Genomic DNA, 19747 nt, shown 5'->3' with positions numbered 1-19747 from the left:
CCTCTGGCCCCAGCCCGAACACCCGGGAACACCCCCAACCACGAGCACCCGCCACCGCGACACCGGCCCGACGCCCGGTCGGGTTTCGTACCAGTTGACCCGAGACGGCCGTCGCGCTGCGTTCCCTCGGCGGGGCGGGATTGGTAGCCTGGGGGATGGGAACGAAACGCCGTGATCTACTCGCTGCGGCCGCGCTCGCACCGGTGGCGACGCGCCTGGCCGCCGGGGTGAGTCCTGCCCTGGCGCAGCCGCCCGAGGCCTTGCCGCCCGTGCTGTTCCTGCACGGCAATGGTGACCACTCGGCGCTGTGGCTGACCACCGTGTGGCGCTTCGAATCCAACGGCTGGCCGCCCGAGCGGCTGCGGACGCTGGACATGCCCGACCCGCTGGCGCGCGACGACGACGCGGTGCCGCAGCCGCAGCGGTCCTCCAGCGCCGACCAGACGCGCGCGGCCGCGGCGGCGGTCGAGGCGCTGCTGGCCGACACCGGCGCGCCGCGCCTGGCGATGGTGGGCAACAGCCGCGGCGGCTATCCGATCCGCGACTACGTCGTGTGGCAGGGGGGCGGGCCGCGGGTGTCGCATGCGGTGCTCTGCGGCACTCCCAACCACGGCGTCTACGACTGGGACAGCAATCCCGGGCGCGAGTTCAACGGCCGCGGCCCCTTTCTGCGCCGGCTGAACGGCGGCGACACGGATGTGGTGCCCGGCACCGCCTTCCTGACGCTGCGCTCGGACGGCAACGACCTGTATGCCCAGCCGGACGGGCGCTTTTCCGGCCGCCCCGGCGTGCCCACCGGGGTGGATGCGGCGGGGCCGGAGCTGCGGGGGGCGAGCAACCTCGTGCTGCCCGGGGTGGACCATCGCGAAACCGCCTATTCCCCCCGCGCCTTCCGCGAAATCTTCCGCTTCCTCGCCGGGCGGGAGCCGGAGCGGCTGGACATCCTGCCGGAAGCGCGCCCCACGCTGAACGGCCGCGTCACTGGCACCCCCGGTGGCGTGCCCACCAACCGCCCCGTGGCCAACGCGACGGTGGAGGTGTTCCGCCTGGACCCCGCCACCGCCGCGCGCCAGGGCGAGGCCCTCCACCGCCGCACCACCGGCGAGGACGGCGCCTGGGGCCCCGTTTCCGTGGCCCCCGACTGGCCGCTGGAGATCGTGGTGGCGGCGCCCGGCCACCCCGTCACCCATTTCTACCGCTCGCCCTTTCCGCGCTCCTCCGCGGTGGTGCATCTCCGCCCCGCCCGGCCGCTGAGCGAGGCCGACCGCGCCGCCGGCGGCGTGGTCCTGTTCACCCGCCCGCGCGGCTATTTCGGCATCCCGCGCGACGTGGTGCTGCTGGACGGCCGCGTGCCGCCGAACATCGCCACCGGCGTGCCCGCCAACGCCACCGCCACGCTGCGCCTGCCCGCCGAACGCCTCGGCCAGCCAGTGGCGGGGCTGTTCAACGGCGAACGCCTCCTCGGCCGCGCCTGGCCAGTGGCCGAGAACCGCATCGCGGTGCTGGAACTGACGGGTTGAGCGAAGCCCGCGCCCCCGCACCGCGCATCGCCTTCTGCATCTCCGGCCAGATCAGGGACGAGCACCTGAGCTTTCCCGAAGGCGCGCGGTGAGCGAGGGCGGCCGCGCCGCCACCCTGGCCGGGGCGCCGCTGGACGCGGTGAAGCTGGCCGCCGCGGCGCTGATGCTGCTGGACCATGTCAACACGGTGCTGCTGCAGGGCGGGGCGATGTGGATGTGGCGCCTGGGGCGGATCGCCTTTCCGCTGTTTGCCCTGGTGCTGGCCTGCCATCTCGCGCGCGGGGCCGACCCGCGCCGGGCCGCCCTGACACTGCTGCTGTTCGGCATCCCCACCCAGCCGATCTTCGCCCTGGCCTTTCCCTTCGGCACGGCGGAAGCGAGCATCCTGTTCACCCTGGCGGCCGGGGCGGCGCTGGCGGGCTGGGTGGCCGCCGCACCCCGCTGGCGGCAGTTCACCCTGGGCGCCGGGCTGCTGGGGGCGGTGCTGCTGCCGCGGATCGCGCATACCGGGGTGGATTTCGGCCTGGCCGGGATGCTGCTACCGGCCGCCCTGCTGCTGATGCTCACCGGGCCGCGGCCGGAGGGTTTCGCCTGGGCGATGCTGGCCATCCTCGCGCTCAATGCCGACACCTGGACGCCGCCCGGGGAAAGCTGGCCGGAAAAGCTGGTGCTGGACGCGCTGGCGGCGGGGCTGGGCGGCGCCGCGGTGGTGGCCGCGGCCGCCACGCTGCGGGGCCGGCCGCGCTTCCTGCCGCGCTACGCGCTGCACCTGTTCTACCCGGGCCACCTGCTGGCGCTGGCCGGGCTGCGGGCGGCCGGGCTGGGGGTCGGGTAAGGCCGGGGGAGTGAACTCCCCCGGACCCCCTCCTTCTTCCGGGAGTTAAGAGGACGGGCGGCCACCGGCGCACCCCAAACTCCCGAAAATAGAAGGGGGCCCGGGGGGATACTTCCCCCCGGCTTGCTGTCCCCCCTCAGACGCCGCCGGACAACGGCCGACGCCACCCGGCCAGAGCCAGCAGCGCCCAGCCCAGCATCAGCAGCACGCCCCCGGCCGGCGCCACCCCGCCCAGGGAGCGGCCCGTCAGCGCCACATTCCACACGGCGCCGCAGAACAGCACCGTGCCCAGCGCGAAGCCGGCCGCCGCCAGCTGGGCCAGCGCCCCCGGGCGCCGTTCCGCCAGCAGCCCGGCCAGCACCAGCGCCAGCGCGTGCCAGCCCTGCATGGTCAGCGCCTGCCCCAGCAGCCGGGCCGTGTCGGGCGCCGCCGCCGCGGGGGCATGCGCCGCCCAGGCCGAGAGCGCCACCGCCACCAGCCCGAACAGCGCTCCCAGCGCGATCCAGCCGCGGCCAGCGCCGTCCGGGCGCCCCCCTGCCCCCGGCACGGCGCTCAACGCCCGCCGAACCAGCGGCGCAGCTGCGCCCACCAGCCCGGCGCGCCCGGCCGGCTGGGCGTGCCGCGCTGCGCCACGTGCGGCCGGCGCGAGGGCGGCGGCAGGGCGGAAGCGACGCTGTGCCGCCCGTCGTCGCGCGCCGCGATCAGCCGCGCTTCCAGCGCCAGCACCTGCGCCGCGGCCTCGGGCGGGGCATCGGCCGCCGCGGCCCGGGCGGAAGCGCCGGCATCGTCCCAGGCGCGGGCGCGGCGCAGCGCGTCCACCACGCGCACGGTCTGCTCGTGGTCCAGCGGCGGGCCGGCGCGCCACAGCGCCACGGCCTCGCGCCGCCACAGGCTGGCCAGCTCCGGCTGGTTCTCGTCATCGGCCACCCAGGCGGCCTGCAGCGTGGCCTCGGCGGCGGCATGCAGCGCGCCGCTTTCCTCCAGCACATGGGCCCAGCCCAGGAAGCGCCGCGCCAGGGCGGGGTGGCTGGTGTCGTTCACCAGGGCCCGGAAGGGCGCGGCCGCCACCGCCTGCGCCACCGCCGGGTGGACGCGGGAAATATCCGGCGCGGCGTAGCCGCAATGTGGGCACTGCTGCAGCCAGGTGGCCATGGTGGAGCGCAGCGGCTCGCCCGGCCGCAGGTCCAGGTCGGGCGCCTGTTCGGGCGGCTGCGCCCGCGGGCGGGACTGGCGGCTCTCGGTGCCGCACACGGCGCAGCGGATCGTGCCGGGCGCCCGGCTGCCCGCCGCGCCGTCGCGCCCGGCCTGGGCACGCCGGGAGCGGCCGTCCCAGGGGGTGCGGGTGGGGGAAGGTTCGGCCATCCCCTCAAGGTAGGCGCGATGCGGCTTTTGTCGAAGGGGGCAGGCCCCGTTGCGCACCGATGTCGTCGCGGCTGATTGCGCTGGCGGGCCGCTTCGGGCGACAAAGCCCCCGATGCCGCGCGGCGACCTTTTCCCCGATATTTCCCCCTACGAGACCGGGCTGCTGCCGCTGACCCCGCCCAGCGCCGTGTCGGCGGGCGGCCCCGGCCACGTCATGTACTGGGAACAGGTGGGCAATCCGCGCGGGCAGCCCGTGCTGTTCCTCCATGGCGGGCCCGGCGCCGGGGCGGGGGCGGTGCACCGGCGCTTCTTCGACCCCTACCACTGGCGGGTGGTGATCTTCGACCAGCGCGGCGCCGGCCGCTCCCGCCCGCTGGGCGAGCTGCGCGACAACTCCACCCCTCACCTGGTGGAGGACATCGAGACGCTGCGCCGCTTCCTGGGCATCGAGCGCTGGCTGCTGTTCGGCGGCTCCTGGGGCTCCACCCTGGCTCTGGCCTATGCCCAGGCGCATCCCGAGCGCGTGCTGGGCTGCGTGCTGCGCGGCATCTTCCTGGGCCGCGCCGAGGAGGTGGACTGGTTTCTGTACGGGCTGCGCCGCATCTTCCCCGACGCCTGGGCCAATTTCGCCGAGCACATCCCGCCCGAGGAACGCCACGACCTGCTGGCGGCCTATCTGCGCCGCCTCTGCGACCCCGACCCGGCCGTGCACCTGGGCGCCGCCCGGTCCTGGAGCAACTACGAGGGGCTCTGCTCCACCCTGCTGCCCTCGCCCGAAACCGTGGCCTCCTTCGCGCAGGACCGTTCCGCCCTGGGGCTGGCGCGGATCGAGGCGCACTACTTCGCCCATGACCTGTTCCTGCCCCCCGGCGGCCTGCTGGGCGGCATGAGCCGCCTGGCCGGCATCCCCGCCGAGATCGTGCAGGGCCGCTACGACATGGTCTGCCCCCCCGCCAGCGCCTTCGAGCTGCTGGAGAACTGGCCGCGGGCACGCCTGACCGTGGTGCCCGATGCCGGCCATTCCGCGTTGGAGCCCGGCGTGCGCACGGCGCTGGTGGCGGCGGTGGAACGCTTCCGCCGGCGCGGCGGCTGACGCGCGAGGGCCCTGGCCGCGGCAGGCGGGAATGCTATGCTGCGCGCGGCGTCTCCGTAGCTCAGCCGGATAGAGCACCAGATTCCTAATCTGGGGGCCGTGGGTTCGAATCCCGCCGGGGACACCACCCTTCCCCGCGCCGCGCCCGGACCGCGCGCTGCCCCTTCCGGCACCGCTCCCATCCCGGGGCACGTTCCGGCCCCGCGCGCCCGGTGCCCCACCGGCCGCTTTCCCCACCCGCCGCGACGGAGCGCGCCCTTCCCGCCATGGACACCATCGCCCCGTTCCGCATCGGCGTGTGCGGCATCGAGGAACTCACCGGCCACTGCGACACCGGCGTGTCCCACGTGCTGTCCATCCTCGACCCGGACTGGCCGGTGCCCGAGGCCTTCGGCACCTTCGGCGAGCATCGCAAGCTGGAGCTCCGCTTCCATGACGTGATCGAGCCCGACCAGCCCGACCGGCAGCCCCCGCGGGAAGCGGACGTGACCGCCATCCTCGCCTTCGGCCGCGACCTGCAGGCCGAACCGCGGCCCGCGGCGCACCTGCTGGTGCACTGCCATGCCGGCATCTCCCGTTCCACCGCCGCCCTGCTGCTGGTCCTGGCGCAGGCCCTGCCCGACCGCCCCGCGCCCGAGATCCTGGCCGAGATCGCCCGCATCCGCCCCAAGGCCTGGCCCAACCTGCGCATGGTCGAGATGGGCGATGCCCTGCTGGGCCGCGGCGGCGCGATCACCGCCGCCCTGCCGCCGCTCTACCGCGCGCAGCTGGCGATCCGGCCGCACCTCGCCCCCCTGATGCGCGAAGCCGGGCGCGGGCGCGAAGTCGACGCCGCCGAGCGCGCCTGACCCCGCCCGAAACGCCGCGCCATGCCCGATGCCAACTTCGCCGCCGGCCTGTCCCCCGCCTTGGTGGCACTCGGCCTGTTCATGGTGTTCGGCGCCGGGCTGATCCGCGGCTTCACCGGCTTCGGCTTCGCCCTGGCGGCCGTGCCGCTGCTCAGCCTGATCCTGCCGCCGGCGCAGGCCGTGCCCCTGGTGCTGGTGCTGCAGGCCCTGGTGGGGCTCAGCGGCGTGCGCCGGGCGCTGTACCTGTGCGACTGGCGCTCGCTGCGGCTGCTGCTGCTCGGCGCCCTGCTGGCCACGCCGCCGGGCCTCTGGGCGCTGACCGTGCTGCCGGCCGGGCTGCTGCGCCTGCTGATCGCCGCGGCGGTGCTGGCGGCGGTGGGGGTGCTGGCCGGCGGCCTGCGCCTGCCCGGCCGCGCCCGCCCCTGGCACGCCCTGCCCTTCGGCGTGCTGGCCGGGCTGTTCAACGGCACCACCGGCATGCCGGGGCCGCCGGTGATCGCCTTCTTTCTCGCCTCCCCCAACAGCACCGCCGTGGCGCGCGCTTCCATGGTGGTGTTCTTTCTGGCCACCTCGGGCATGGCGCTGCTGCCCCTCGCCCTGGGCGGGGTGGTGACCGGGCCCGTGGTGGGCGCCGCCGCCCTGACCTTTCCCGCCGTATGGGCGGGCTCCTGGCTGGGGGACCGGCTGTACCGTGCCAGCCCGGGCGGGCACTACCGGCCGGTGGCGCTGGGGCTGATGGTCGCCACCGCCGCCCTGGCCGCCCTGCGCGCCCTGCTGGGCGAAGGCGGCTGAACGCCGCCGCCCGCCCCGTGCACGCGGGGCACCCCGACCGCTGGGACAAAGGGGGAACCATCCCCATATTCCGGCGGCAAGGATCAGGTTGGACAACGGGAAGCATGGCTGGACGGAAGGGCGCGCCGACGCCCAGGCCGGGGAATGCGGCATTGGCCCGCATCGCCGAGCTGGCGGGCAAGGGAAGCTCGCCGGGGCGCATTACGCGTGAGGTGGACACGATCGTTTCGGGCTGGCTGGCCGGCGCCGAGGTGGACCGCGCCGAGGTCAAGGAACGGCTGGAAGACATGCGCGACCAGCTGGCCGCCGGCGTCGAGGACGCCCGCGAACAGCTGGACGGCACGGACCAGAGCGACAAGGCCGCGGTGAAACACGGCACCCTGTCCCTGGCCGCCCTGGAAGCCGCCCGCGACGCCCTGTCCGCCGCCCACAGCGCCCTCTGACCGGCGCGCGTCGCCCCGGCGTTCCCGGTGGGGGGTGGGTCCGGGTGGCTCTGGCCGTGGCCAGGGGCGCTGCCCCTGGACCCCAGGGCAAAGGCGAAGCCTTTGTCCCGAGCCGGGGAGTTACGAACTCCCCGGACCCCGCGTTGAGTGCCTCCGGCGGGGGGGGGTTGGACAGCGTTGTCCGTGATAACCGACGTGGGCCATCCCGCCCCCGCCGGAGGCACTCATGAGGTCGAGGAGCCTAAGCTCCTCGCGGGGGCTCCAAGGGGGCAGAGCCCCCTTGGAGCCCCCGCCTGAACACCCCGGAACCAACCACCCCACCGGGAACCCCCGACCGACGCGCGACCCCGGCCGGTTCACGGGCAGCCTGCGGGACCGTGCCGACCCACGGGGCGCGTCCTGGCGGGCGGTTTCCGCGGCGCGGGCGGTTGTCGCCTGGGCAACCCCGCGCCACACATTCGCGGGAGAACGGTTTTTGGGCGGGGGGCAGCTTCCATGGCGCAACGGACACAGGTGGCCATCATCGGCGCGGGGCCGGCGGGGCTGCTGTTGTCGCAGCTGCTGCACGTTGCGGGGGTGGACAGCATCGTGCTGGAACGGCGCGACCAGGCCTATGTGGAAAGCCGCATCCGCGCCGGCGTGCTGGAACAGGGCACGGTGGACCTGCTGGAACGCGCGGGCGTGGCGGACCGCCTGCACGCCGAAGGCCTGCCGCATAACGGCTTCCGCCTGGCCCTGGACGGCGAGTTGTTCCGCATCGACATGCGCGAACTCACCGGCGGCAAATCGGTCACGGTGTACGGCCAGACCGAGGTCACCCGCGACCTGATCGCGGCCCACCAGTCCCGCAACGCTCCCCTGGTGTTCGAGGCCGAGGACGTTTCGCTGCACGGGCTGGACGGCGACGCCCTCTTCGTCACCTATCGCCGCGACGGCGCGGAACAGCGGCTGGACTGCGACTACGTCGCCGGCTGCGACGGCTTTCACGGCCCCAGCCGCGCCGCTATCCCAGCGGAGGTGCTGCGCGTGTATGAGCGCGAATACCCCTTCGGCTGGCTGGGCATCCTGGCCGACGTGCCGCCCTGCGACCACGAGCTGATCTATTCCAACCACGCCCGCGGCTTCGCGCTGGCCTCCATGCGCTCGCCCACCCGCTCGCGCTACTACGTGCAGGTGCCGCTGGACGAGAAGCTGGCGGACTGGCCGGACGAGCGCATCTGGGACGAGCTGGCGATCCGCCTGGGCGAGGAAGCCGCCTCCCGCATGACCCGCGGCCCCTCCATCGAGAAGAGCATCGCCCCGCTGCGCTCCTTCGTGGCGGAACCCATGCGCCACGGCCGGCTCTTCCTGGCCGGCGACGCGGCGCATATCGTGCCGCCCACCGGCGCCAAGGGGCTGAACCTCGCCGCCTCCGACGTGGCGATCCTGGCCGAGGCGCTGATCCGCCGCTATGCCCACAACAGCCACGAAGGGCTGGAGGGCTATTCCGCCCGCGCCCTGGCCCGCGTGTGGAAGGCGGAGCGCTTTTCCTGGTGGTTCACCGGCCTGACCCACCGCTTCCCGGACATGGACCCCTTCGCGCGCCGCATGCAGGTGGCCGAGCTGTCTTATATCCGCGACTCCGCCGCCGCGCAGCGCGTGGTGGCCGAGAACTACGTCGGCCTGCCGCTGCACTGACGGACTGCCCTGCACGGGCGGGGGCCGCGACCGGGCGCGCCGCGCAGCCGGGCTCGCGCTGCGCGGCCGGCGGGCCGCCGCTCAGGGCCCCCAGCTGCGCGGCCGCCGCGCGGGCACCGGCGGCGGCGGCGGCTCGGCGCGCGGGTCGAAGCGCACCCAGCCCGGCACCTGGGCCTGCAGGTTCACCTCGCGCCATTTCGGGTGGCGCGGCGGGCGCAGGAATTCCTCGAACTTCGCGGTAAAGGCGTCCACGAAGGCTGCGACCTTGCGGTGGCGCTCCGTGCCGGGCTGCCAGGCATAGACCGCCATCACCGCGCCCACCGCCAGCGTGTCCACCGGCGCATCGGCCGGCACCAGCAAGGGGTACTCGGCGGCGCCGAGCCGCGAGGGCAGGTGCGTTTCCAGCAGCGCCGGCGTCATCGGCACCGGCACGAAGTGCAGCCCGGAATCCGGCGGCAGGCCGGCAAACAGCCGCGTCGGCTTGCCGGCCACGTAGGCCAGCGCCGCGATCTCGCCCCGGCGCAGCTTCTCCAGCGCCACGTCCTGCGGGTCGAAGGCCGGCCTCGCCGCGATGCCCAGGGTTTCCAGCACCAGCGAGGCCGTCATCGCCGTGCCGCTGCCGCGCCCGTCCAGGTTCACCACGCGGCCGGCGAGGTCCTGCAGCCGGCCGATGCCGGGTCCCGCCAGCACGTGCAGTTCCTCGTCGTAGAGCTTGGCGATGTACTGGATCATCTGTTCCGCGCCGGCCAGCAGCCGCCGGCGGCGCACGAAGGCCAGCGCGTCGGACTGCACGATGCCGATGTCGACGCCGCGCACCAGGGCGATGTCGGACAGGTTCTGCACCGAGCCGCGGCCGATGATCGGCAGCACCCGCAGCCGGTCGCCATCGTCCAGCACCGCGGCCAGGTCGGCGGCGATGCGGACATAGGTGCCGTCCACGCCACCCGACACCACGCCCACCGTGCCGGCATTCGCCTGCGCCGTCAGGGCGGACAGGGACGCCGCCCCGCCCTGCGCCGCAGCCGGCCGCGCCAGCGTGGGCCAGGCGAGCGCCGCGAGGGCGAGCAGGTCGCGCCGCCCCACCGCACCATCCCGCATCGCGCGCTCCTCCCCCCTCGCTGCCCCGGCCATCACCGCCTCGCCTGCCCGTCCTCAATCCCCAGGCGCCGCGCCAGCCCGGCAGCCTCGGCCTGTCCCAGCTCGGCGCCACGCCGATACCAGGTGGCGGCGGCGCGGGGATCGGGCCGGATGCCGCGCGCCCCGATGCCCGCCAGGAAGGCGGGATCGAAGCTGCGCCCCATGGCGGTCGCCGCCGCGCCGCTGCCGGCCGCGGCGGCGCGCTCATAGAACAGCCGCGCGGCGGAAATATCGCCTGCCGCGAACATGGCGTCCCCGCGGCGCAGCAGCACGGCCACCAGTTCCGGCGAGGGGGCCGGCGCCGGCGGCGGCGAAGGCGGCCCCGCGACGGGCGGCAGCGGCGACGCGGCGGCCGGCAGCGCGGAGGCGGCCACCGATGGCGGCGGCGGCCCGGAAAGCGGGGGGGCAACGACGGGCCGGGGCGCTTCGGGCGGCGGCAGGGGCGCGGCGGGAAGCGGCACCGGGGCCGGGAAGGCGGCCGCCACCAGCCGGCGCTCCGCCTCCGGCCCCGTGGCCTCCGGCGGCAGGGATGCGGCTCCCGGTGGCAAGGCTGCGGCTGCCGGCTCCCCGGCACCGGGCGGCGGAGCAGGAAGCTCGGGCGGAACGGCGGCCAGGGCCGCGCTTCCCGTGGCCGGCAGGGCAGCCGGCAACGGGGGGGTGGCTTCCGGAAGCTCCACCGGGCCGGGTTCGTCCCGGCCTGCCGGAGCGGAGTCGGGAATGGCCCGGCGCTCCCCCTCCCCGGTGGCGGCCAGCGGCTCCGGCGGGGTACCGGCGGGAACCGGCGTCAACACCGGCACGGCCGCTTCCGCGATGGGCCGGGCCGGCTCCGGACCGGCCGCCATGCCGGGCATCCCGGCCGCTGCTTCCTCCCCCGAACCGGCTGCCACCTCGCGCTCTGGCGCGGCCTCGCCGGGCGGCACTGGCGGTGACCGGGTCGCCGCGGCCATCCCGGCCGGTCCAGCCGCACCGGCCAGCGCCACCGCCGTTTCGCCAGGGTCCTGCGGCGGGGCTTCGGCCGGCACCGCCGTTTCCAGCCCGGGAAGCACCCCCGGCCCGCCGCCCCACGGCGGTTGCGGCACGGCGGCGGGCACCACCGCGGGCGCCGTCGCTGCCGGTGCTACGGAAGCCGTCCGTCCCGCTGCTGTTCCGGCCTGCTCCCCCACTGTGGCGCCGGGTGGCGGGGGCTGGGATAACCCGCCCGCCCCGGGCACCGCGGCGGCGTAGCCGGCGGGATGTTCCGCCGCACCGGACGGGCCGGCTGCCGGCCACCGGCCGTACCCCGCCCAGATCCCCGCCCCGACACCCCCGGCGGCCAGCACGGCCACGGCGAGAAGAAGGGGCACGCGCGAGCGCTCCCGGGCCTGCGGCGGCGGCCGATCCACGCCCGGCGCCGGCCGCGGCGGGGTGGTGGGGCCCGCCGCCTCCGCCGGTGCCGCAGCCGCATCGACCTCCGGCGCCGCCGGGCCGGCGGAAGCGTCGGCGCTGGCCGGCCGGGCGGCCGTGGCCACCTCGGTCCCCTCCGGCAAGGGCGCGGCGAGGATCCGCCGCGCGGCCTCGACCCAGGCACCGTCGCGCACCCCGATCGGCGGCTGGGCCTGCAGGTCGGAGTCCAGCACGCTGGTCAGGCGCCACAGGTCCGCGCCGGTCAGGGAGCGGTAGACGATCGGCAGATGGCCCTGGAAGGCCCGCCCGAATCCCCCCGCATCCAGCCGGGCCCGCAGCCGGGCCGCGGCCCGCGCCACCTGGTCGGGCGCCAGGTCCAGCAGCAGCAGGCCGACCGCCGGGTTCAGCAGCACGAGCCGGATCCTGGCCGCGGGCTCCGGCATCTCCGGGGGAAGCGGGCAGTCGCGCAGCACGGTCCAGGGGGAAGCGCCGGCCTCGCCCATGAAGTCGCCGACTGCGTCGTCGATCGTCAGGCTCGGCAAAGACGGCGATACGTTCATGGCGACGCGGTCGCCTCCCCCGGACGGTGGCAGCGCAGGGAACCGGCGGAGCGCTCCCGGCTCCCTGCCGAGTCGCGGCCAGCCTATCGCGAAGGCCGCATCATTCCCAAGGCCATTTGTACGTTTTTGAAACGATTCCGGCGCGCCCAACAGCCGGCATCCCCGCTTCAGCCGGCTGGTGAACAGCCTGCGCCCACGCGTGGCGGTCGATGCCGCCGCCGCCGCACGCCTTTCCCGGCGCCGCGGGCCGCAGCATGCTGCGGCCCGGAACAACCCTCGCCCGAACAGCGGCGGGCCGCCCCTTCGCGGGGGCGGCACGGCCGTCGGGCAGGGGCGCGAAGAACCAGGGGGGAAAACACCGCATGTCCATGTCAGGCGCGACGCCGGGCCGCCTGCCCGGCCCGGGCTTTCCCGCCGCCCTTCCCGCCGGCACCGCGGCCGGCAACCGCGGCGCCATCGACATCGCGCAGCTCGTGGACAGCCGCCCGGTGGGGGGCTTCCACATCTCCCTGCTGTTCTGGACCTTTCTGCTGGCGCTGCTGGAAGGCTACGACATCACCGCCGTCGCCTTCACCGCGCCGGCCCTGATGCGGGCCTGGAACATCGCCAACCCGGCCGAGTTCGGGCCGGTGTTCAGCGCCACCTTCGTGGGCATGTTCTTCGGCGCCCCCGGCCTGGGCTGGGTCGCCGACCGCTACGGCCGCAAGCCCGCGATCATCGCTTCCACGCTGATCTTCGGGGCCTTCACCCTGGCCGCCGCCTGGGCCAGCTCGCTGCCCGAGCTGATCGTGCTGCGGGCGCTGGCGGGGATCGGCATCGGCGGGCTGACGCCGGCGATCATCTCGCTCAACGCCGAATACGCGCCGCGCCGGGTGCGGGCGACCATGGTGGTGATCACCATCACCGGCCTGACCTTCGGCGGCGCCATTCCCGGGCCGGTGGCGAACCTGCTGGTGCCCGTGCACGGCTGGCAGATCCTGTACCTCATCGGCGGGGTCATCCCGCTGGTGCTGGCCGCCGCCGCGGCCTTCGCGCTGCCGGAATCGCTGAAGTTCCTCAGCCTGCGCGACCCCGCCGACCCGCGCATCGCCCGCATCCTGCGCCGCCTGGCGCCGGAGCGCGACTTCGGCCCCGCCCCGCGCTTCACCGTGCCGGCGGAACCGCCGCGCGACTTCCACCTGCGCGACCTCTTCGCGGGCCGGCTGCGCTGGGTGACGCCGCTGCTGTGGCTGCTGTTCATCATCACCGGCATGGTGTTCTACTTCCTCAACAGCTGGATGCCGCTGCTGTTCAACAGCATCGGCGCGCCGGTGAGCCGCTCCATCACCGCCATCGCGCTGTTCCAGCTCGGCGGCACCGTGGCCGGGCTGTGCTTCGGCCCCTGGTTCGGCCGCTACGGCTTCAAGTTCATGACGCTGCTCTACGTCCTGGCCTGCCCGGTGGTGGCCTCCATCGGCTTCCTCGCCACCACCGAGACCGCGCTGCTGGTGGTGGTGTTCCTGGCGGGGGTGACGATCCTGGGGGTGAATTTCGGCCTCAACGCCGCCTCGGGGCTGATCTACCCCACGGCCTTTCGCGCCAACGGGTCCGGCTGGGCCTTCGGCGTCGCCCGCTTCGGCTCGATCGGCGGGCCGATGATCGCCGCGGCGCTGATCGGCGCCCAGGTTTCGGTGCAGAACCTCTACCTGCTGGCGGTGATCCCCATCGCCGTCGCCGGCCTCTGCGCCGCCGTGCTGAGCATCACCTTCGGCCGCAAGGCCAGCGGCGACGCGCTGACCGAGAACTGAGCCGGAAACAGGCCGGTGCCGGCAGCACCGGCCACCGCAGCACCGGCCAGGGGAACGCCGGCCCACGCGGCGCTGGCCCGGGCGGCGGCCCCGGCCCTCAGCCCCGCGCACCGGGCCTTTGCGCAACGGGCCCCAGCCCGCCCGACCAACCGCAGGAGAGAACACGCAGAATGCAGGCGATCCGGATCCACGCCCATGGCGGCCCCGAGCAGCTGCGCTGGGAGGAGGTGCCGATCGCGCCCCCCGGCCCGGGCGAGGCGCGGGTGCGCCACACGGCCATCGCCCTGAACTTTTCCGACGTCAACGTCCGCCGCGGCGGCTTCTACCGGCCCGAGCCACTGCCGATGCCGCTGATCCCCGGCAACGAGGCTGCCGGCGTGGTGACCGCGCTGGGCCCCGGCGTGACGGCGGTGAAGCCGGGCGACCGCGTCGGCTATGTCGGCACCGGCGGCGCCTTCTACGAGAACACCGGCGCCTATGCCGAGGAGCGCAACCTCCCGGCCGAACGGCTGGTGCCGATTCCCGACGGCATCAGCGACGAACAGGCCGCCGCCGTGATGATGAAGGGGCTGACAGCCGCGGGCATCATCGACCGCATCTTCACCCCGCAGCCCGGCGACCCCGTGCTGATCCACGCGGCCGCCAGCGGCGTCGGCCTCCTCCTGACCAGCTGGGCGCACCACCTTGGCGCCACGGTGATCGGCACCGTGGGTTCACCCGACAAGGCGCGCATCGCCGCCGAGCACGGCTGCGCCGTCCCGATCCTGTACCGCGAAACCGACTTCGTGGCCGCCGTGCGCGCGGTTGTGCCGGAGGGCGTCGCGGCCGTGTTCGACGGGGTGGGCAAGGACACCTTCATCCCCTCGCTCGACTGCACGCGGCCCTTCGGGATGCTGGTGAACTACGGCAACGCCTCCGGCCACGTGCCGCCGCTGGACCTGCTGCTGCTGGCGCAGAAAGGCTCGCTGTCGGTGTGCCGCCCGGGCGTGCACTACTACCTCGGCCACCCCGAACGCTTCCGCGGCGTCGTGGGCCGCGTCTTCGACCTGGTGGCCGCCGGTGCCATCCGCCCGCGGATCGGCCAGCGCTGGCCCCTGCGCGACGCCGCCGAAGCGCACCGCGCGCTGGAGGCCGGCGGGACGGCTGGGTCGAGCGTGTTGCTGCCGTAGCAGTCTGAGTGTTCCGGCGTTGGCCAGGGGCGCTGCCCCTGGACCCCGCCGGGGAGTTTAAACTCCCCGGACCCCACGTTGAGTGCCTCCGGCGGGGGCGGGATAATGCACGTCGGTCATGGCGGGCACCGTTGTCCAACCCGCCCCCGCCGGAGGCACTCATGAGGTCGAGGAGCCTAAGCTCCTCGCGGGGGCTCCAAGGGGGCAGAGCCCCCTTGGCCTCGGCCCGAACACCCACGCGCAACCGCCCCACCCGCACACCCCCGGCGGCCCGCCGCGCTCAGTGCTGCGTCACGTAGCCGTCGATCGGCCGCACAACCTGACCTTCGGCGATCGGCACGCAGTCCGGCGGGAAGTCCTGGCGGATGCGGCCGCCGCGTTCCGCCACCGTGCCGAGGAAGCGGTCCAGGTGCCGCATCGCGCCGGTGGGCAGGTCGTGCAGCACCATCAGCGTCCAGGGCTGCGCTTGGCACTGCGCCAGCGCCGTGTCGCACCAGCCCTCCGGGTCCGCCCAGTCGCGCGGCACGGCGTTCCACAGCACGCAGGTGTAGCGTTGCGCCTGCAGGTGCCGCAGCACCGCCGGGTTCAGCAGCCGGGCGTCGAGGTTGCCGCCGCCGCCGAAGGGCCGGAACAGGCGCCGCGGATGCGCGAGGTCGCCGATCGCGCGCTCGGTCTGCACCAGTTCCTGCTCCACCAGGTCCGGCTCCCGGCGCTCGCCGAAGGGCACGGAATGGGTCCAGGTGTGGTTGCCGATCCAGTGGCCCTCGTCATGGGCGCGGCGGCTCAGCGCCTGCCCCTCGGGGCGCGCCAGCTTCTGGCCGATGGTGAAGAAGGTCGCGCGCAGCCCGCGTGCCCGCAGCACGTCCAGCACGGCGGGCGTCACCTCCGGCTCGGGGCCGTTGTCGAAGCTCAGCGTCAGGTCGAACATTGTTTCCCCCTGGCCGCCCGGAACTGCCCCGGCCGCGGCGCGAGGCCGCATCCTGCGCGAAGCCCGCCCGCGCCGTCAGCCCAGGGGGGCGGGTGCGACCCGCCCCGGCCGGGGTGTGCCCGCCCCTAGACGCCGGCCTTGCCCATTCCGGTGGTCTTGGCCCGGGTTTCCTCCGTGACGCCGTTATCCGGCTCGGCCTGCTCGTCCGGCTGGCCGGGCGCATCGCCGGCAGCACCCTTGACGCGGATGTTCACGGGCCCGCCGGGGGCGTCGGGGTCGGTCCGGTTGTTGTTGTCGCCCGGCGACGGATTGTACTGGTGCTCCGGCGACTTGTCGCGCGGCCGCGGGTCGGGACCGTCGAAGTCGGTCTTGCTGGAAACCGCGTTCTCCTCCGGCATGATGTTGCTGGTCTTGTCGGCGGGCGTGGTGGGCGGGGCCATGTTGCGCTCCTGGCGAATGCTACAGGGTCAACGCCGCGCGGCACGCGGGGTTGGGAATGTCGTGGCCGCCCCGGGCCTCCGCTGCGGGGCGGAACAGGGCGCCGCCGGCCGGTCGGGGCCGGGCCGCCATCATCCGTGGTGCGGCCACGCCGACAGCAGCACGGCGGAAGGCTTCGGCACCGGGATGCCGCATGCCATATGCCCATCACCGGCCTGTGGCCCCCTTGCCGGCCAGCAGAAGCGGCTTTCCCGCCCCCGAAGCCTGCACGCCAGATGGCAGGGCCTGCGGGCCACGGGAAAGCGCCGGCAGCCCCTAGATGCGCGTCCAGCTCAGGCAACCGCCCGACAGCGCCGAGGTCCCCACCAGCAGCGCGCCGTGCCGGTACAGGTCCCAGCGGCTGCTGTCGGGGCCCAGCTGCACCGACACCAGCTCGCCGGACGGATCGGCCCAGGCCAGCCGCCCGTCCACCGCCGCCACCGCCGCCATCGCGCCGGCCAGGCCGGTGCCGGGGCGGAACAGCACCAGCGTGGTGGCCGCCCCCGGAGGCGGCAGCGAGGCGAAGGAGGCGGCCAGCACCGCCAGCAGCGCCAGCGCGCCGGGCACCGCGGCCCGCCGCGCCCCGCCGGCCGGCGGCGCGCCACCGCCGGGATGGCGGCGCAGCCACCAGCCGGCAAACAGCGGCGGCAGGCCGGTCACGACCAGCCAGCCGACGTCCCACAGCAGCGGGTCGGGCACGTCCACGCGGATGCGGTGGATGCCGATGATCCAGTGGAACACCACCACGTCCACGAACTGCCACAGGCTGAAGCCCAGCAGCGCGCTGCCCAGCAGGGTGCGGTCGGCCGGCGCGCCGCTGAACCCCGCGCGCGCCCGCCACAACAGCCACAGCCCCACGGCGACGATGGCGTAGACCGCGACGTGGAACAGCCCGTCCGCCAGGATCTGGGTGCGGATGTCGCGCAGCGCCTCGCCCTCCACCAGGCTGAGGAAGTGGTGCCATTGCAGCACCTGGTGCAGCAGGATGCCGTCGAAGAAGCCGCCCAGCGCGAAGCCCAGTACCCAGCCCGCGCCTTGCAGCCCGCCCGTGGGCCGGGCAACCGCGCCCACCGCGCCGCTCATGCCCGGGCGCTCCCCGCGCGGGCCATGCCGCCGGCTGCTATCCGCCGTTGCCTCGTGGCACCGTGCCGCGCGCCGTATCCGGGATGATGTTGCTGCATGTCCGTTCCGTCCCCGCCCGCAAAGCAGCTAGGCGAGCGGCCCCGCCGCCGCAGCGATGCCCCACGTCGTTGTGACGCCTGGAAGAACCGGCACCGCGGCCCCGGCGCGCCTGCGGCCGGGTCGGGGCCAACCCGGGCAGCACGGCGGCGCGGGCGAAGGGCGCGTCGGGCGGTGGTGCGGGCACCACGCCCATTGCACGGCCGCGCGGCAAACGGCGCGCCGGGTGCTGCTGCAGGCACCACGCCCATTGCGCGGCGGCACGGGCGGCGGACACCCCGGGCGGTGGCGCCACCCGTCGCCGCGCGAGGGCAGGCCGGGCTCGACGCCCGGGCATTTGCCTTCCGCCGCCATCCTCCCCAACTTGTTGCCGAAGCAGTTTCAGGGAGGGCTCGGCCCATGCCGAGAGAGGAACGACATCGGGTCCGCGACATCAGCGTCCGCTCGCTGCGCAGCGGCAGCGGCGAGCCCCTGCTGTTCCTGCACGGCGCCTCCGGCCTGCCGGTCTGGGGCCCCTTCTTCGAGGCGCTGAGCCAGCGCTACGAGGTCCTCGTGCTGGAACACCCCGGCTTCGGCGCGTCGGACAACCCGAAATGGCTGCGCGACGTCAACGACATGGCGATGTACTACCTCGACGTGCTGGACGGGCTCGCGCTGCCGAAGCTGCACCTCGTGGGCAATTCGCTGGGCGGCTGGATCGCGGCGGAACTGGCCACGCGCAACTGCACGCAGCTCGCCTCGCTGACGCTGCTCGCCCCCGCGGGGCTGCGGGTCAAGGGCATCCCCTCCGGCGACAACTTCATCTGGAGCCCCGAGGACTCCGTGCGCAACCTGTTCCACGACCAGGCGCTCGCGGACCACATCCTGGCCACCGAGGTGTCGGAGGAAGAGCGCGACCTGCAGCTCAACAGCCGCTTCATGGCGGCGCGCCTGGGCTGGCAGCCGCGCTGGTTCAACCCGGCGCTGGAACGCTGGCTGCACCGCATCCAGGTCCCCACCCTGCTGCTCTGGGGCGAGGAGGACAAGCTGCTGCCCGCGGCCTATGCCGCCGCCTGGGAAGCCCAGATCCCCGACATCCGCGTCGAGCGCCTGCGCGAATGCGGCCACCTGCCGCACATCGAGAAGCCGGCCGTCACCGCCGACCGCGTCCTCGCCTTCCTGGAGGGGAAGTAAGCAACCATGCGCTTCGTCTGCTTCACCCTGATGCCCTACCGCCCGCTGGACATGGCGGAGCGCCGCAAGCACCGCTCCGCCTGGGTGGTGCTGCCCAACGACCTGTACGACCCGGTCAAGGGCGCCGACGAGTACGATTCCTACATGGACCAGCTGGTCTACGCGGAAGAGCTCGGCTTCGACGCGGTGGCGGTGAACGAGCACCACCAGACCGCCTACGGCATGATGCCGGCGCCTAACCTGATCGCCTCCGCGCTGATCCAGCGCACCAAGCGGGTGAAGATCGCCATTCTCGGCCGCGCCCTGCCGCTGGTGAACAACCCGATCGCGCTGGCGGAGGAATTCGCCATGCTGGACAACATGTCGCGCGGCCGCATCATCGCGGGCTTCGTGCGCGGCATCGGCACGGAATACCACGCCACCGGCATCAACCCCGCCTTCTCGCACGAGAAGTTCCAGGAAGCGCACGACCTGATCGTGGCCGCCTGGACCCGCCCCGGCCCCTTCAGCTTCGAGAGCGAGAACTACAACTACCGCTACGTGAACCTGTGGCCGCGGCCCTACCAGACGCCGCACCCGCCGATCTGGATCCCCTCCCAGGGCTCCTCCGAGACCATCCGCTGGGCCGCCGACCCGGAACGCCGCTACCCCTTCCTGGTGACCTTCAGCGCCCACGACCTCGTGGCCCGCTACCTGACCATGTACCGCGACCAGGCGCGCGAGCTGGGCTACGAGGCCAGCGGCGACCAGCTCGGCTGGGCCGCGCCCATCTACGTCGCCGACACCGACGAGCAGGCGTTGGCCGAAGCGCGCGAGGGCATCGAGACCCTGTTCAACGAGTACCTCAGCAACCCGTGGGAGATGATGCTGCCGCCCGGCTACACCTCCCTGGAATCCACCAAGCGCACCATGAAGCTGCGCGCCGCCCTGGGCGGCCGCCCGGGCCGCATGACCGCCGAAGCGCTGATCGAATCCGGCACCGCCCTGATCGGCAGCCCGCGCACGGTGCGCGAGAAGATCCAGCGCATGCGCGACCAGACCGGCCTCAACAACCTCGTTTCCATGCTGCAGTTCGGCGTGCTGCCCGACCACCTGGCCAAGCGCAACATGGAAATGTTCGCCGCCGAGGTCATGCCGCACCTCCGCGGCTGACCCACCACGCCAAGGACTGGATGCGTAGTTTCCGGGGCCGGGTGGCTGCGGTGGCGCCTGGATGTTCCGGCCTGGGCCAAGGGGGCTCTGCCCCCTTGGAGCCCCCGCCAGGAGCTTAGGGTGTGTGACTGAAGTGAGAGGAGCGCTGGTTGAGGAGGGTGGCGGCGAGATGGGCGAAGCCCAACCAGCTGGAGCGTGTTTTGTCGCGCCGCAGGGCGAGGCGGGCGAAGTC

General features: G+C 74.4%; 18 protein-coding genes and 1 tRNA gene. 12 read left to right on the top strand and 7 right to left on the bottom strand.

Annotated elements, in window-relative coordinates:
• The first annotated feature begins 203 nt into the window (after positions 1-203).
• Both ACLIBK_RS04070 and ACLIBK_RS04065 read left to right on the top strand, forming a co-directional pair.
• On the top strand, positions 204-1520 hold the full coding sequence (locus ACLIBK_RS04070; protein ID WP_415385947.1) for a hydrolase: 1317 nt from the start codon (positions 204-206) through the stop codon (positions 1518-1520).
• Positions 1521-1608: 88 nt separating this feature from the next.
• Positions 1609-2355, top strand: coding sequence for a TraX family protein (locus ACLIBK_RS04065; RefSeq protein ID WP_415385946.1), 747 nt, complete (start codon positions 1609-1611; stop codon positions 2353-2355).
• A gap of 136 nt (positions 2356-2491) precedes the next feature.
• On the opposite strand, the gene ACLIBK_RS04060 is transcribed toward ACLIBK_RS04065, so the two are convergent.
• Together ACLIBK_RS04060 and ACLIBK_RS04055 are read right to left on the bottom strand one after the other, a co-directional pair.
• On the bottom strand, positions 2492-2902 hold the full coding sequence (locus ACLIBK_RS04060; RefSeq protein ID WP_415386245.1) for a DUF423 domain-containing protein: 411 nt from the start codon (positions 2900-2902) through the stop codon (positions 2492-2494).
• Between the two features lie 5 nt (positions 2903-2907).
• Positions 2908-3717 (bottom strand): hypothetical protein, encoded by an 810-nt coding sequence (locus ACLIBK_RS04055; protein WP_415385945.1) that lies wholly within the window; start codon positions 3715-3717, stop codon positions 2908-2910.
• Between the two features lie 112 nt (positions 3718-3829).
• On the opposite strand from ACLIBK_RS04055, the gene pip reads away from it, so the two are divergent.
• The 6 genes from pip (at position 3830) to pobA (ending at position 8570) form a co-directional block, all read left to right on the top strand.
• Entirely contained in the window at positions 3830-4810 is a 981-nt protein-coding gene (gene pip, locus ACLIBK_RS04050) for a prolyl aminopeptidase (RefSeq protein ID WP_415385944.1), read from the top strand.
• A 50-nt stretch (positions 4811-4860) separates the two neighbouring features.
• Positions 4861-4937: transfer RNA gene (locus ACLIBK_RS04045), tRNA-Arg, on the top strand.
• 139 nt (positions 4938-5076) lie between these two features.
• Complete coding sequence (locus ACLIBK_RS04040; RefSeq protein ID WP_415385943.1) at positions 5077-5658, top strand: tyrosine phosphatase family protein; 582 nt, start codon at positions 5077-5079, stop codon at positions 5656-5658.
• Positions 5659-5679: 21 nt separating this feature from the next.
• Complete coding sequence (locus tag ACLIBK_RS04035) at positions 5680-6450, top strand: TSUP family transporter (protein ID WP_415385942.1); 771 nt, start codon at positions 5680-5682, stop codon at positions 6448-6450.
• 152 nt (positions 6451-6602) lie between these two features.
• Positions 6603-6893: a hypothetical protein gene (locus ACLIBK_RS04030; protein ID WP_415385941.1), complete on the top strand. Its 291-nt coding sequence runs from the start codon at positions 6603-6605 to the stop codon at positions 6891-6893.
• Positions 6894-7388: 495 nt separating this feature from the next.
• On the top strand, positions 7389-8570 hold the full coding sequence (gene pobA, locus ACLIBK_RS04025) for a 4-hydroxybenzoate 3-monooxygenase (protein ID WP_415385940.1): 1182 nt from the start codon (positions 7389-7391) through the stop codon (positions 8568-8570).
• Between the two features lie 81 nt (positions 8571-8651).
• On the opposite strand, the gene ACLIBK_RS04020 is transcribed toward pobA, so the two are convergent.
• Complete coding sequence (locus tag ACLIBK_RS04020) at positions 8652-9668, bottom strand: TAXI family TRAP transporter solute-binding subunit (RefSeq protein ID WP_415385939.1); 1017 nt, start codon at positions 9666-9668, stop codon at positions 8652-8654.
• 32 nt (positions 9669-9700) lie between these two features.
• On the bottom strand, positions 9701-11632 hold the full coding sequence (locus tag ACLIBK_RS04015) for a hypothetical protein (RefSeq protein ID WP_415385938.1): 1932 nt from the start codon (positions 11630-11632) through the stop codon (positions 9701-9703).
• Between the two features lie 380 nt (positions 11633-12012).
• On the opposite strand from ACLIBK_RS04015, the gene ACLIBK_RS04010 reads away from it, so the two are divergent.
• Together ACLIBK_RS04010 and ACLIBK_RS04005 are read left to right on the top strand one after the other, a co-directional pair.
• Positions 12013-13437, top strand: a complete 1425-nt coding sequence (locus tag ACLIBK_RS04010; protein ID WP_415385937.1) for an MFS transporter — start codon at positions 12013-12015, stop codon at positions 13435-13437.
• Positions 13438-13607: 170 nt separating this feature from the next.
• A complete protein-coding gene (locus tag ACLIBK_RS04005; protein ID WP_415385936.1) occupies positions 13608-14606 on the top strand; it encodes a quinone oxidoreductase family protein in 999 nt (332 codons plus the stop codon).
• A gap of 280 nt (positions 14607-14886) precedes the next feature.
• Here ACLIBK_RS04005 and ACLIBK_RS04000 read toward each other — a convergent pair whose 3' ends face one another.
• From ACLIBK_RS04000 to ACLIBK_RS03990, 3 genes are all read right to left on the bottom strand, one after another.
• Complete coding sequence (locus ACLIBK_RS04000) at positions 14887-15534, bottom strand: polysaccharide deacetylase family protein (protein WP_415385935.1); 648 nt, start codon at positions 15532-15534, stop codon at positions 14887-14889.
• A gap of 125 nt (positions 15535-15659) precedes the next feature.
• The gene (locus ACLIBK_RS03995) at positions 15660-15974 is read right to left on the bottom strand and encodes a hypothetical protein (protein WP_415385934.1); all 315 of its coding nucleotides are present in this window, start codon (positions 15972-15974) and stop codon (positions 15660-15662) included.
• A gap of 313 nt (positions 15975-16287) precedes the next feature.
• Entirely contained in the window at positions 16288-17094 is an 807-nt protein-coding gene (locus ACLIBK_RS03990) for a DUF2243 domain-containing protein (RefSeq protein ID WP_415385933.1), read from the bottom strand.
• A gap of 495 nt (positions 17095-17589) precedes the next feature.
• On the opposite strand from ACLIBK_RS03990, the gene ACLIBK_RS03985 reads away from it, so the two are divergent.
• Positions 17590-18363 (top strand): alpha/beta fold hydrolase, encoded by a 774-nt coding sequence (locus ACLIBK_RS03985; protein ID WP_415385932.1) that lies wholly within the window; start codon positions 17590-17592, stop codon positions 18361-18363.
• A gap of 6 nt (positions 18364-18369) precedes the next feature.
• Positions 18370-19515 (top strand): LLM class flavin-dependent oxidoreductase, encoded by a 1146-nt coding sequence (locus tag ACLIBK_RS03980; RefSeq protein ID WP_415385931.1) that lies wholly within the window; start codon positions 18370-18372, stop codon positions 19513-19515.
• Positions 19516-19747 lie beyond the last annotated feature (232 nt).

The sequence above is a fragment of the Roseomonas sp. BN140053 genome, assembly GCF_047690175.1.
Taxonomy (GTDB): domain Bacteria; phylum Pseudomonadota; class Alphaproteobacteria; order Acetobacterales; family Acetobacteraceae; genus Roseomonas.
Note: the sequence above shows the minus strand (reverse complement) of the source record. Positions and strands in the feature narration are given on the sequence as shown.